Annotated in this window: 9 protein-coding genes; 7 read left to right on the plus strand and 2 right to left on the minus strand. The window is 43.7% G+C overall.

Translation table 11 applies throughout. The features are described 5' to 3' along the window. The first annotated feature begins 191 nt into the window (after nucleotides 1-191). The 4 genes from ACFS6H_RS18085 to ACFS6H_RS18100 all read left to right on the plus strand — a co-directional run bounded on the left by ACFS6H_RS18085 (nucleotide 192) and on the right by ACFS6H_RS18100 (nucleotide 7365). Nucleotides 192-1313 (plus strand): 5-(carboxyamino)imidazole ribonucleotide synthase, encoded by a 1122-nt coding sequence (locus ACFS6H_RS18085; protein ID WP_386102325.1) that lies wholly within the window; start codon nucleotides 192-194, stop codon nucleotides 1311-1313. A 184-nt stretch (nucleotides 1314-1497) separates the two neighbouring features. Then, nucleotides 1498-2580, plus strand: coding sequence for an efflux RND transporter periplasmic adaptor subunit (locus ACFS6H_RS18090; protein WP_386102328.1), 1083 nt, complete (start codon nucleotides 1498-1500; stop codon nucleotides 2578-2580). Nucleotides 2581-2827: 247 nt separating this feature from the next. Then, nucleotides 2828-5968, plus strand: a complete 3141-nt coding sequence (locus tag ACFS6H_RS18095; RefSeq protein WP_386102331.1) for an efflux RND transporter permease subunit — start codon at nucleotides 2828-2830, stop codon at nucleotides 5966-5968. Nucleotides 5969-5976: 8 nt separating this feature from the next. Beyond that, entirely contained in the window at nucleotides 5977-7365 is a 1389-nt protein-coding gene (locus tag ACFS6H_RS18100; protein ID WP_386102334.1) for a TolC family protein, read from the plus strand. Between the two features lie 11 nt (nucleotides 7366-7376). Here the strand turns inward: ACFS6H_RS18100 and ACFS6H_RS18105 are convergent, their stop codons facing one another. Both ACFS6H_RS18105 and ACFS6H_RS18110 read right to left on the minus strand, forming a co-directional pair. Further along, a complete protein-coding gene (locus ACFS6H_RS18105) occupies nucleotides 7377-10931 on the minus strand; it encodes a TraB/GumN family protein (RefSeq protein WP_386102337.1) in 3555 nt (1184 codons plus the stop codon). Between the two features lie 174 nt (nucleotides 10932-11105). Further along, nucleotides 11106-11396 carry a hypothetical protein gene (locus ACFS6H_RS18110; protein ID WP_386102340.1) on the minus strand — a complete coding sequence of 97 codons (291 nt, stop codon included), beginning with the start codon at nucleotides 11394-11396 and terminating at the stop codon, nucleotides 11106-11108. A gap of 168 nt (nucleotides 11397-11564) precedes the next feature. On the opposite strand from ACFS6H_RS18110, the gene ACFS6H_RS18115 reads away from it, so the two are divergent. From ACFS6H_RS18115 to yiaA, 3 genes are all read left to right on the plus strand, one after another. Further along, the gene (locus ACFS6H_RS18115) at nucleotides 11565-13352 is read left to right on the plus strand and encodes a chloride channel protein (protein WP_386102343.1); all 1788 of its coding nucleotides are present in this window, start codon (nucleotides 11565-11567) and stop codon (nucleotides 13350-13352) included. Nucleotides 13353-13369: 17 nt separating this feature from the next. Further along, entirely contained in the window at nucleotides 13370-13933 is a 564-nt protein-coding gene (locus ACFS6H_RS18120; RefSeq protein ID WP_386102346.1) for a Crp/Fnr family transcriptional regulator, read from the plus strand. A gap of 81 nt (nucleotides 13934-14014) precedes the next feature. Beyond that, entirely contained in the window at nucleotides 14015-14470 is a 456-nt protein-coding gene (gene yiaA / locus ACFS6H_RS18125; protein WP_386102349.1) for an inner membrane protein YiaA, read from the plus strand. The last annotated feature ends 208 nt before the right edge of the window (nucleotides 14471-14678 follow it).

A 14678-nucleotide genomic window follows, 5' to 3' on the forward strand; every position in this document is an offset into this window, starting at 1 on the left:
GCTCAATTATATTCTATCGCTGAATGGCTGCCCGATGCACAGGGTTTAGTGCGCAGCACCGCAGCGCCAGCGGAGCCCGGAGCAGCGGGAACTGCAGCTCAACAATGGACGGGACCCCGACAGCCCCAAAACAAATGATATAATTTTAAAATTAGCTGATTTGAAAATGGATATTTATCTACTTTTGCCGCATGCAAAAAATAGGAATTTTAGGTGGTGGCCAGCTGGGCCGTATGTTATTACAGGAAGCGGCCAATTACCCTGTGGAAACTTTTGTGATGGAGAACGATGAGCAATGCCCCGCAGCCCATTTATGCGATCATTTTACCAAAGGCGATATTAAAAATTTTGACGACGTATATCAGTTCGGTAAAAACCTGGATGCCATTACCATAGAGATTGAGAACGTAAACACCGATGCCCTGGAAAAACTGGAGGCCGAAGGTGTAAAAGTATATCCCAAACCATCAGTGTTAAAAACCATCAAGAATAAAATTTTACAAAAACAGTATTACCAGCAGCACCAGATACCCACCTCCGATTTTATCGTGACCCAAAACCTGTACGAACTGGAAGCGGCCGCCGATTTTTTACCTGCCGTGCATAAAATTGGCGAAGGCGGTTACGATGGCAAGGGCGTACAACTATTGCCCGATACCGGCAGCATTGCCAAAGGTTTTGATGCGCCCTCGGTACTGGAGAAGATGGTGGACGTAAAAAAAGAAATAGCCATTATGGTAGCCATTGCCAATGACGGCAGCGCTGCTATTTACCCGCCCGTAGAGATGGTGTTTGACAGCCGTTTAAACCTGCTGGATTTTCAGTTATGCCCGGCCGAACTGGATGAAAAAGTATTATGGAAGGCCGAAGCCATTGCCCTTTCGGTAGTAAAGAATTTTAAATCGGCCGGTATTTTTGCCGTAGAACTGTTTGTGGATATGAATAATGATGTACTGGTGAACGAAACCGCCCCCCGGGTACATAACAGCGGTCACCATACCATTGAAGCACATTACAGCTCACAGTTTGATATGTTATGGCGGGTGATGCTGAACTACCCCCTGGGTAATACCGATGCCGTTTTACCCTCCGTAATGGTAAATATCATCGGGGCCGAAGGTTTTTCCGGCAAAGTACAGTACGAAGGCCTGGAGGAAGTACTAAAAATAGAGAATGCTTTTGTACACCTGTACGGTAAAAAAGAAACCAAACCCGGCCGTAAAATGGGCCATGCCACGGTAATGAGTAAAGAAAAAGCCGATCTGTTATTACAGGCCGGTAAAATCAAGCGTTCCCTGATCGTAAAATCGTAACCATTCATCCCGTTTATTTACCGCTCATCAACAGATAATTCTGCTAATAACAAGGATTTTAGCCTGAGTACGTCTAATTATTGATTGATATTCAATTATCTTTATCCCGGCTGGGTTTCCGTCATTTCCCAGGAAGATGACCGCGTTCCGGCCGGCTAATACGTAATAAAGACTACTACCATTCATGCGTTTTGAAACAAAAACAGCGAAAGCTATGCCCTGCCGTTTATTAACGTGTTTTACGGCTTCTGTTATTTTATTATCGGCATGCGGCGAAAAAAAAGATAAAAAGCCAGCCCCTGCCGATGCCAAAAAAACGGCCATTCCAAAAGTTGATGCTTTCATTGTACAGACCCGCAGTTTTGCCGAGTCTATTGAAGTACCGGGAACCATTATTGCCAACGAGAGTACCGAAATTCAACCCGAGGTATCAGGCCGTATCATTAGCCTGAATGTGGCTGAGGGTAAGTATGTAACCAAGGGTTCACTGATTGCCAAATTATACGATGCCGACCTGCAGGCCCAGTTAAAAAAACTGCAGGTACAGCTGCAGATAGCCAATACCAACGAAGAAAGATCAGCTCAATTATTAAGAATACAGGGCATCAGTAAAGCCGATTATGATGCCAGCCTGCTGAATGTAAATAATATTAAGGCCGATATAGATATTATCCGTACCAGTATTGCCCGTACAGAAATAAGAGCACCCTTTAACGGCAAACTGGGCTTACGCAATATCAGCCCCGGCGCCTATATTTCACCCGGAACCATTATTGCCGTTATTAATAAAGTAGACCAGCTGAAGCTGGATTTTACCGTGCCGGAAAAATACACTTCGCAGATTAAAGTAAACCAACTGGTGCAGTTTAAGTTTGAAGGCAGTAACAAAACTTATGAAGCACGGGTAATGGCCAGCGAATCGTCGGTGACCGAAACCACCCGCAGTTTAAAAGTAAGGGCCGCCATACAAAGCAAGGACGATGTGATTTTACCCGGCGCTTTTGCCAAGGTACAATTGAATTTTGCCCCCGATCCCAATGCTATTTTAATTCCCACACAGGCAGTGGTACCACAGGCCAGGGGTAAAAAAGTGATCCTGTACAAAGGCGGCACGGCCAGTTTTGTGGATGTAAGTACCGGTGTGCGGGATTCATCGTATATACAAATAACCGAAGGACTGAAAGCAGGCGATACCGTGGTGGTGACCGGCCTGTTAAGCACCAGGCCCGATGCTAAAATAGGTATCAATAAAATTATTAACCAATAAGTTTTAGGGTACGGGCTGCAGTTCCCTGGTGCGCCCCGATGGGGCGTTTGGTTGCAATCAGGTGATTGTTCGCAATTCATTCTTTCAGTGAAAGAATGAATGAGAGCCACACTTGTACGGCAGTACTGCTATCAGCTTTTTTGATCCTTTTCACAGGAAGCAGCATAACTGTAACAAGAGGACAAACTGGTTCATAAAAGCAGCCTGAACAAATGTTCAAATTGACTAATTACCAAATTATTCTTTAATGAATATATCTGAGTTAAGTTTAAGACGCCCGGTACTGGCAATAGTAATGAATATTGTTATTGTCGTTTTTGGCGTTATCGGCTTTAAATTTTTAGGTGTGCGGGATTACCCCGCCATTGACCCGCCCAATATTAATGTAAGTACCTCCTACCCCGGCGCCAATGCCGATATTATTGAAACCCAGATAACCGAACCCCTGGAAAAAGCCATTAATGGTGTGCCGGGCATTAAAAATATGACCAGCAGCAGCAGCAATGGCAGCAGCCGGATCAATGTGGAGTTTGAACTGGGTACCGACCTGGAAACCGCAGCCAATGACGTAAGGGATAAAGTATCGGGCGCACAGCGCTCCTTGCCTACCGACCTGGAAGCGCCGCCCGTAGTATCAAAAGCCGATGCCAGCTCCGATGCCATTTTATCCATGACCGTACAGAGCGATACCCGCAACCAGTTACAGATAACGGAGTATGCCAACAATGTACTGGTAGAAAGACTGCAGACCATACCCGGTGTAAGCGGTATACAGATATGGGGCGAAAAAAGATATGCCATGCGTATCTGGATAAACCCGGTACAGCTGAATGCCTATGGCCTTACCGCCAATGATGTGCAGGTAGCCCTGAATAAAGAGAACGTGGAACTGCCCTCCGGCAAAATTGCCGGTAATGCCACCGAATTAACCGTAAGAACTTTTGGCCGCCTGAATACAGAAGAAGAGTTTGGCAACGTGATCATTAAAAATGTGAATGGCGCCGATGTAAGGGTAAAAGATATTGCCGAAGTGGTTTTAGGGCCGGAGAACGAAGAGACCATGCTGAAGGAAAGCCAGGTACCCATGATAGCCCTGGCCGTTGTGCCGCAGCCCGGCGCCAACTATGTAGCCATCTCCAACGAGTTTTATAAAAGGCTGGAACAAATTAAAGTAGATGTACCGCAGGATATCAAGATCAATATAGCCCTTGACCAGACACGTTTTATCAAACGTTCGGTTTTAGAGGTGGAAGAAACTTTGATCATCTCCATCATCCTGGTGATCATTATTATATTTTTATTCTTCCGTGACTGGATAGTGGCTTTCCGCCCCCTGATCGACATTCCTGTATCGTTAATAGGTGCGTTCTTTATTATGTACATGATGGGCTATACCATCAATGTATTGTCACTATTGGCCATTGTACTGGCAACAGGCCTGGTGGTGGACGACGGTATTGTGGTAACGGAAAATATTTATAAAAAAATGGAACAGGGCATGGGTAAATGGCAGGCAGCCCTGGAAGGCTCCAAAGAAATTTACTTTGCAGTTATTGCCACTTCCATCACCATTGCCGTAGTGTTCCTGCCTATCATGTTCCTGGAAGGTTTTGTGGGTAGCTTATTCCGCGAGTTTGCCGTGGTGGTAGCAGGCGCCGTACTGATATCGGCCTTTGTATCACTAACCCTGACACCAGTACTGAATGTGAAGATGAGTAAAAAAAATCCGCACAAACATTCTTGGTTCTACAACAAGACCGAGCCTTTTTTCCGGGCCATGGAAAATGGTTACCGTAAATCGCTGGAAGCCTTTATGAAAGTACGCGGGGTGGCTTTTGTCGTTATTTTGGCCTGTGTGGTCATCTTTCTTATCCTGTTTAAAAATATTCCATCGGAGTTGGCGCCGATGGAAGACCGCAGCCAGTTCAGGGTACAGCTTACTACACCAGAGGGCACATCCTTTGATGCGATGGACCAGTATGTTAACAGGGTATCGGGTTTCATGATGGATTCGGTTCCGGAGAATAAAATTGTTCTATCCCTGACGGCACCCGGCTTCAGCGGCGGTAATGTTAACTCCGGCAATGTTCGCCTGATGTTGACCGACCCCAACGAAAGAGACCGTTCACAACAGGATATTGTGAACATGGTGAACCGTAACCTGGGCAAGTTTAACGAAGGCCGTGCTTTTGTAATACAGGAGCAAACCATACAGGTAAACCGCCGCGGCGGCCAGCCGGTACAGTTTGTGTTACAGAATAATAATTTTGAAAAGCTGACAGCCATCCTGCCTAAGTTTTTAGAAGAGGCCAATAAAAGCAGTGTATTACAACAGGTAGATATTGACCTGAAGTTCAATAAACCCGAGTTAAGGGTATCTATTGACCGTTTAAAGGCCAGTGAACTGGGGGTAAGTGTGGGCGATATTTCGCAGACCCTGCAAATGGCCTATAGTAACCGCCGCCTGGGTTATTTTACCAAGGATGGTAAACAGTACCAGGTAATGGGGCAGGTAGACAGGAGCAACCGTGACGATCCGGATGACCTGAAAGCCCTTTTTGTGCGTAATACCCGTGGCGAGATGATCAGCATGGATAACCTGGTAACCGTGGAAGAAGCCAATACGCCCCCTACCATTTTTCACTTTAACCGTTACAAATCGGCTACTATTTCGGCCGGCTTACAACCGGGTAAAACCCTGGGTGATGGTGTAAAAGAGATGGACCGGATTGCCAAAAGTTTACTGGATGAAACTTTTTCCACCGCATTGTCCGGCTCTTCCCGCGATTATGCCGAGAGCAGCAGTAATACCTTATTTGCTTTATTACTGGCATTAGGTTTGATCTTCCTGATCCTGGCAGCCCAGTTTGAAAGCTTTATTGATCCGTTAATTATTATTACCACCGTACCACTGGCTTTTGCCGGCGCCTTTATTTCGTTATGGTTATTCGGACATACCTTCAATATCTTCTCACAAATTGGTATGATTATGCTGATAGGCCTGGTAACCAAGAATGGTATTTTAATTGTGGAGTTTGCCAACCATAACCGGATGAAGGGTATGCCTAAAACCGAAGCCGCGATTTATTCGGCTACGCAACGATTACGTCCTATTTTAATGACCAGCCTGGCCATGGCCCTGGGTGCATTGCCTATTGCTTTGTCCCTTGGCGCTGCGGCCACCAGCCGTATTCCGTTAGGCGTGGTAATTGTAGGTGGTATTATGTTCTCGCTGGTACTTACACTGTATATACTACCGGCGATGTACTCTTTCCTGTCGGGCAAAAAGAAAAAAAGCGAGATGGATACCCTGTATCCTTTACCTGAAAACAACCCGGCCCCTGTTAATACCGGTGAGCAAAACAATCAATCATTAACCGATATATAAGTGTAAACATGGTACCTACACTTGAAGCACCATACAATTACCATTTATCACTAAGCAAAAAGTTTCGTCCCATGAAAATGGCAAAATATTTTCTCCCTTTCTTTATTACCTGTATCAGTGTTACTGCTACCCGGGCACAGGATGATTTATTAACCCTGGAGGAAGCCATTGCTACCGTATTACAGAATAACTATGATATACAATTAGCCAAGAACGATTCCATTATTGCCGCCCTGGATTATAAATACCGCAACTCGGTATTTTATCCCACTTTAAATGGTGTAGCCGGTACTACCTGGAATAATAATAACCAGCGCCAGACCCTGGCCGATAATTCCAAACGGGAACAGAACGGCATCCGTTCGCATAACTGGAACGCCTCCCTTGCTTTTTCCTGGACCTTGTTTGACGGCTTAAGAATGTTTGCCACCCGTGATAAAGCTGCCGAACTGGTAGCTGCCGGCTCCTATATAATAAAAGAGCAGATGGTAAACAGTATTGCCCAGGTAGTAAATACCTATTACAATATTGTGCGCCAGAAACAGCAGATCATTGCCACCAACGAGCAAATAGCACTGAATGAAGAAAGGGTTAAACTGGCGCAGTATAAATTAGACATTGGTACAGGAGCCAAACCCGATGTATTGCAAAGCAAGGTGGACCTGAATGCCCAAAAAGCCATTAAACTGGAACAGGAAACACTGGTGGTTCAGTTAAAGGAGCAGCTGGCCCAGTTGATGAACGTAAAGACCACCACATCTTTCCAGGTAGTGGACTCCATTCCGCTGAACACCGAAATAGGTTTGGGTAATGTACAGGAGGCGGTAGAGAGCACCAACCCTACCCTTTTATTGCTGCAACAAAATATCCGTATCTCCGAATTTGAGTTAAGAGAAAGAAAGGCAGACCTGTACCCCGACCTGACCTTTAATGCCAATTATATTTTTAACCGTACCAATAACCAGACGGTGATCAATCCTTTTTCGCCTTTATTTAACCAGTCAACCGGGTTCAACTACGGTCTTAACCTGGCAGTACCCATCTTTAACCGTTTTGCCACTAAACGTTTGATCAAACAAACGGAGATAGATATGCGTAACCGCCAGTTATTGTTCGAGAACCAGCGCTCACAGCTCAACCTGGCTGTTATTATTGCCTACCGCAGTTACGAGTTACAGAAAAAAGCATTGGCCCTGGAAGAGGAGAATATATTACTGGCCCGTGAAAACGTGGACATTGTTTTTCAAACCTATAAACTGGGCGCAGCTACACTGGTACAGTTACGTGAAGCACAAAATAGCCTTGAAATGGCCAATAACCGTTTAATAGCTGCCCGCTATGCGCTTAAATTATCCGAAACGGAGTTATTACGATTAAAGGGCGATATCATACGCTGATACAGCCGCGATCATTTTTCATCCTCGTATTTTTCCAGCTGGATCAGGTATTGATTAAACAGGCTGTTGAGGTTACTCTTTTTGTATTCCTCAAACCACATGATCCCTGAAGCCTCGTGTTTGCTTACCAGTTCTTTACCCTTAAGCGAATAGGGTCCGGCAACGGCCAGATAGTTTGTTGTGGTGGCATTACCCTCTTCATCCTCCTCGGCAAAAGCAACAATAAAGCATAAGAACTTTTTATCTTCACCTTTATATTTTACTGTCCTCTCTTCAAGGAAGGTGATTTTTTCGGCTTCTATTTCATCATCTGTGGCCAGGTCATAGATCTTTGATTTTGCCAGTTCTTTCCGGTTGAGATAAGCTTTAGGTAACAGGCTTTCCTTTTTCTGTTCAGCTAAAAACTCGTATAAGGGCAGGCGGTGATAATCGTCCTTTGCCAGCAGTTCAATTTCTTTGGCAGGAACCGGCTTATTATGTTTTAATAACACTTTTACCGCGGCAAATTTTAACTCCCGGTTTTCAAACTGTAAAAAATTTTCAGCCACTTTGCTACTCCTTTCATTATCCAGGTAAGCCAGCAATGCCAGCAGTTGTACATGGGAATAAATATCTTCTTCCACTTTTTCTTTGTTCAGCTCATAGGCCTGTTCGGCCACGGTAATAATATCATCCTGGTAAGGTAATATGATGGCCGGGTCTGCAACTTTATTATCCAGTACATCGTTCAGCGATTCAACTATATAAGGCCAGAAATTAGGGCGTTTAATTATTTGTAACAGGTCGGGGTATAAAGTAGCCGTAAGTGCCAGTGAATCATACATTCTCAGGTAGATATAATCCTCCTCACCCAAAGTGGTGGATGGTAATAAAAGCAATCTTTTTAATACGGTATAACTGGCTTCGGTTTTGATGTTTGACAGATGGTTAAGCAAATGGTATTTTAACTTCTTATCTTTTTCTCCCAGGTCTTCGTACCCTGTATTGATATCGGCAACCATGGTGTTCGTAGTATCCAGTACCGAAATGCGCTGCAATAAATAACTATTCATACCAGTATGCAAAGAATCAATATCTGCATAAGGGTGCAGGGCCATTTGTTTTAATACCGGCAGGTCGGCCGGTGTAAAGTTGATCGTCTTCACCCATGGTAAAATTGCCTCTACCTCAGCAGCATCGGCATTAGCCAGTTTCTTTTGTAAGGTTGCGATATTGGAACGGCTCCTGTCAACCGGCTTTAACGGCTCAGTAACGGTAAAGCTTTGTAAATAATCCAGCCTTTTATTGAGTGTATCCCGGGAGGATATAAAACCATATAGCTCATACAACTCATTACCGTTCAGCACAAGTTTTACTCTTTTAAGTATCTGGGTGCCTTCTTTAACCACAATAAAGGATGCTTCCTTGGTATTGCCCTTATTAGATACGGTATAGTTTATTAATGAGTCGTTCCTGCCTGTAAAAATACCGGCCCTGTTGGCAAAAAATGCGCTGTCTGATTGTACCCAATACCAATCAGGAATAATTGTTTTATCAATATTAACAGTGTACCCGGTAAGTGAATCGTAGAGTTCGTACGACTGTGCCGCCCGTATATTACCATCGGATTGATCAGTATAATCATCGGTCCGGTCTTTTATTCCTCCCGATGTATGAAAAGAAAAACCAGCATTATCGGGTTTAACCAGGGTAGTACCTGCATTTTTATACGGCAGCAGTTTAAACGCATTTAAATAATGGCCGGCCATAATATCGTTCTGATCACGTGGCTCGTAAGTAGTGAACAGGTAATAAAAAATGCCGCCGCGAAGTACCAGTTTATACTTTACCATCATTTCCTGACCTTCCATTTTGCCCGACACTGTTCCGGAAAATGCCGGGTAGCCATCCATAACAGTAAATGAACTGTCCAATAAGCGGGAAGGTTTGAACATAGTTGAAAGGTTATCCTTCATAGCTAAAAACAAAGCCGTATCCAACTGGGATTGGTAATAACCGGGATTGTACATTAATACACTGGCGCCATAAACGATCTGGTTTTTGGCATCCAGGCCGATCCAGGAATATTCTGTCCTGTCCTCGTCTACCGTTTTCTTCGGTTCCTTTTTAGCCAGGGAAACGATAGAAGTGGAAAAGCCGAGGCTTTCGTCCGTCAGGTTCATCCAATAACTATCCGTTCCTTTTTTCTCCAGTTGTTTGGGGTCATAAGCAAAGGATGAAAAGAAAAAGTTAGCATCCGGACTGCTGAGATCGTCTTCTTTAAATGCCATCACCGCATTTAATACCACCACTTTTGCATCCAGTTCAATTACCTGTCCTTTCATCACCCCGCCGGCAAAGGATGCCAGGAACTCTGCTGCCGGCATACCTTTAATGACCATTTCTTTTTTTTGCAGTAATTTCTTTTTCCCGCTTTTATCCTTATTCAGCCCGTTAATGATCCGTTGTATCGCTTCTCCCTTTTTCTCGCCCTGTATGGGGGTTTGCAGCGACATATACATTTGCATGGCAGCCATATCAAAGTACATGCTCATATCCATCATCATGCCCGCCCCATTGGTTATACGTTGTGCTTCGCCCGGCATTTTAACCAGGTAAACACTATCCTCGTAAGCCAGGGTTTTCCAATAATTTTCCTGGGAAATTTCGGGCAGGTCTTCCGGCATTATCCGTTTGGTAGAAAATACCGGGGTAAGGGTAAAACCTTTATCCCGCAACAGGTTCACCACTCCTTCATCGCCCGGCAGGTGTGCCGCCCCTACTGCAAAAAAAGTGCTTCGTACAGCGGATAAACTATCCATACGGTAAGCCATTTTTTTATTACGCCTGATCATAACAGGATCCATCTCCCTTCCATCCCGGTAATACATCTGCTCAATAGAATCGAGCCTGTTACCCAGGTATTGACGGATGAGCCAGTCCATCTGCACGGCTAAATGTTTTTCCTCGTATAAGAGATTACTGATCTGTTCTTCCAGGTTTTGTACGCTTGTATTTTCCTGCTGCTGATCTTCAGGGTCTTCCACCCCGCCGATCCATTTCCCGTTTTTCCTCGCAAAGCCCAGTAGCCAGGCATCTAAAAAGGTAGGCATTTCCCCCTTTTTAAGTATATCATTTTTGCGGGTGTTTTTATATGTTTTGAGGTCCGACACCGTTATTTTATCCCCTTTGATCTTTAATAGTTTTTCCAGTTTGGGTTTATAATATTTCCAGGCTTCTTTATCCAGCAGGTTCTTCAGCAGTACTTCTTTTGGTTGTTCAGTTACTGTCAGTCTTTCATCCTCATAAGTATTGACAAAGGAAGTCATCATTTCGTTACCCAGTGACAACATTTCTACCTCGGCCGCCAGTCCTTTGGTATTGGCAATGGCCGCATGAACAGAATCGCCCAGTTGAAAAACCCGTTTATCGGTGATATGTATAGTACCATACAAATAAGATGGCTCTTTGAGACCATTACCCGTAATACGCCATAGTAACGCATTATCCAATTTATTTTGGGCTGAGGTATGATTTAAGAACAGGAAAGCGGTAATAATAAAAATGGTGGTGGCAGATCTGTACATGTATGTTATTTTGGTGCTAATGCGCCACAAAATAGCTGCTAATTGTAAAATAAACAACAAAGAGAGCGGGGAAAACACCGTAAGACTGTTATAAAGACCAAAAGCTGCCGGATGGCAGCGATATCTATGTAAGGTTTGGAAGGAATGAACGGGGTGAAATAATAATATTGTGTATTATTTAATATAATCCTTAGGAAGCTGTTTTACTTCTTCACTTACAAAATCTTCGATATTCACAAAGAAGGTTTTATTGTTGACCTGGTTTTTGCGGGTGGTTTCGTATTTATCGGTCAGCTCCTTTGCCAGCCGGTACATTTGTTCGGTAGCAGTACGGTCCATCATTTCACTGAATGTTTTGGGTATTTCATCTTCGTGCAGGCTTCTGATATAACACAAGGCTTCCACCACTTCAAAATGTGTTTTTTGCCAGGAGTCAAACCCATTGGGGAATACCGGTTCAGACATAGTTGAATTTTTATATGGTCAAACAATACTACAATTTATAACTTTCGCAAGAGCTGAACAAATGAAAAATTGAACCCCAACAAGTGACAACCGGTATCGCTATTACAGGCCGTAAAAAACCACTTGTTAAAACAGGCTTATATTTGCAGCTAACCAATTTTTGTGTTCATGAAAAAACCGATAAAGCAGGTTTATCAATACATTCTTTATCTGTTAAGAGAGCGGCTGAGCCGGGTACAGTTTATTATGATAGCGGCGGCCATTGTTGGTTTAATATCCGGCCTGGTAGCGGTTGCCTTAAAAACACTGGTGCACTATTTACAACATTGGATAGAGAGCATTCCCCTGTCGCCTTTTGCTTATTTGTTTTTCCCCTGCCTGGGTTTACTGATCACGGTATTTATTATCCGCCACTTTTTTGGCAGCAAGATTGAAACCGGCATTGCCATGGTATTACGTTCCATTGCCCGCCGTTCATCCTTTATACCTTTACGCCATACCTACCAGCATGTGGTGACCAGTTCAATTACGGTAGGTTTGGGTGGATCGGTGGGTCTGGAATCGCCCATTGTAGCAACAGGTTCGGCCATCGGCTCCAATATCAGCCGTATCAGCGAGCTCACCTATTCTGAACGTACTTTGCTAATTGCCTGCGGGGCAACGGCGGGTATAGCCGCCGCCTTTAATGCGCCCATAGCCGGTTTAATTTTTGCCATAGAGGTATTACTGGCCGAAACAATCGTGAGTTATTTTATCCCCCTGATCATTGCTTCGGTTACCGGCGTACTTTGTTCAAAGATCATCTTACAGGAGTCCATACTTTTTAATTTTACCCTGAAGCAGACATTTGATTATAAGAATGTACCTTTTTATATTTTATTAGGCTTAGCCTCGGGTTTCGTGTCGCTTTACTATGCCCGTATTTTTAAGTATACCGAACATAAGTTGCACGACTGGAAGGTGAATGCTTACAGTAAAGCCATTGCCGGTGGTTTGTTATTGGTGGCCTTATTCTTTTTCTTCCCACCGCTTTTTGGTGAGGGTTATGAAAATATCAAGAATATTGCCAGCGGGAACAGTGTGAGCATCTCTGAAAAAGCAGATATTTTTACTTTACTGGGTGAGAACTGGGGATTAATTGCCTTCACCGTACTTATATTTTTATTAAAACCGCTGGCGGCTGCCATTACCATTGGCAGTGGTGGTAACGGTGGTAATTTTGCCCCTTCCCTGTTCACCGGCGCTTACCTTGGCTTTGCTTTTTCGCGCCTGGTGAATAATACCCCCTGGTTTAAAGTGCCTGAAAGTAATTTTAGCCTGGTGGGTATGGCCGGCGTGTTAAGCGGTGTAATGTATGCGCCCCTTACCGCTATATTTTTAATTGCCGAGCTGACCAATGGGTATGAATTATTTATTCCCCTGATGCTGGTATCCTGCATGTCCTTTTTTATTGTAAAAACCTACGAGCCTTTTTCTATGGACACCAAGAAACTGGCACTGGAAGGTGAGATATTTACCCACCAGAAAGAAAAAAACATTCTTACTTCCATTGATCCCAATGATATTTTACTCACCGATTATGAGCCCCTGAACGGCGATGCACCTTTTTCAATACTGATAGATGAACTGAAGAAAAGTGAGAAAAGCATTTTTGCGATACACGATCAGAAAAAACAATTTATCGGTGTGATTGAACTGAACGATATTAAACAAAAGATATTTGAACCCGAGTTGTTTGAAAGAACCCTTTTGCGCTCTCTGGCAAAGAAACCCGCAGCCATTATATTACAAAGCGAGGATAATATGCATAGTATTATGGAAAAGTTTGACAAGACCCAGAGCTGGTTTTTGCCTGTGCTGGATGGACAAAAGCGATTTGTGGGCTTTGTATCCAAAACCATGTTGTTCAATAAATACCGGGAAATACTTTCACGTAAGGAAGATTTATACGAGTAAGTCAATAAGCTGCTGTTATGCAAGAACTATTTAACCATATCCGGGGCTATTACCACCTAAGTGATAATGCATTACATGTTTTATCGGATAGTTTTGAAGAAGTGGTATTCAGCAGGAACGACTTTTTACTGGAATCGGGCCAGGTATGCCGTCATCTTTATTTTATTAAACACGGTGCCGTACGGGGTTATTATACCCTGGACGGTAAAGAGATCACCCATTGGTTTGGCTTTGAGAACGATTTTGTAACCTCCTTTCATAGTTTTATTACCGGCCAGGCTTCGGTAGAAAATATCCAGCTGCTGGAAGGCAGTATTTTATGGAAGATATCAAAAGATAAATTAAACAGCCTGTACAATGCACACCATGAAATAGAAAGACTGGTACGTATTGCTTACGAAAAGTATTATATACGCCTGGAAGAGAGGTTTGTGAATGCCCAGTTTAAAACCGCTGCAGAACGATACGAAAGCCTGATACAGCAATCGCCGCATATTATTGAAAGAGTACCGCTGGGTCATATCGCCTCTTATTTGGGCATCTCGCAGGAAACCCTGAGCCGCACCCGCAGCCGGCTTTAACAATTTAAAAACGGGTATTTGACTATTGTCAAAACAGGACCCGGTCCCGCCTTTTACATTTGGTTCATAAAATAAAAAATCATGAACCCAACCAACACATTACGTCCTTCGGCCGCCTTTATCGGTGCTTCCTGGGTGGCTTTACTTACCGGTATTATTGCCTATAATGTAGGGCTTTGGAATGCCCAAATGGAGCTGAACGAAAAGGGTTATTATTTTACGGTATTGATGTTCGGACTTTTTTCTGCCATATCCGTTCAAAAAGCGGTAAGAGACCAGTTAGAAGGCATACCGGTAACCAATTTGTATTATGGCATTGCCTGGTTCACCACCCTGCTTACCATTGTATTGTTAACCGTTGGCTTGTGGAATGCCGACATTGAAAGAAGTGAAAAAGGATTTTATGCGATCTCTTTTGTATTAAGTATGTTCTCGGCCATTGCTGTACAGAAAAACACCCGCGACCTGAAAGCTGCTACCGATTCCGAACAACCCACCTCACATGCCAAACCTGAGCCTGGTGAAAACAGGTTTTAACGCTTTTTCTTACTGTCACATATTCCTTAAACCATACAGCAGCACTGGCATTGCCGGTGCTGCTGTTTTTACCTGTATACCTGTTCCCTTTCATCATATTGGCATGATTGCTGTGAAGAAAGCTTGTCTGTTAAGTAAATAACCGGTCAGAATAAATATCTGTTTTACAAAATGTTCACGTTGTTTTACTTACCCGATTACAAAATTG

It is taken from the genome of Terrimonas rubra, from assembly GCF_042686025.1.
In the GTDB taxonomy this organism is placed as follows: domain Bacteria; phylum Bacteroidota; class Bacteroidia; order Chitinophagales; family Chitinophagaceae; genus Terrimonas; species Terrimonas rubra.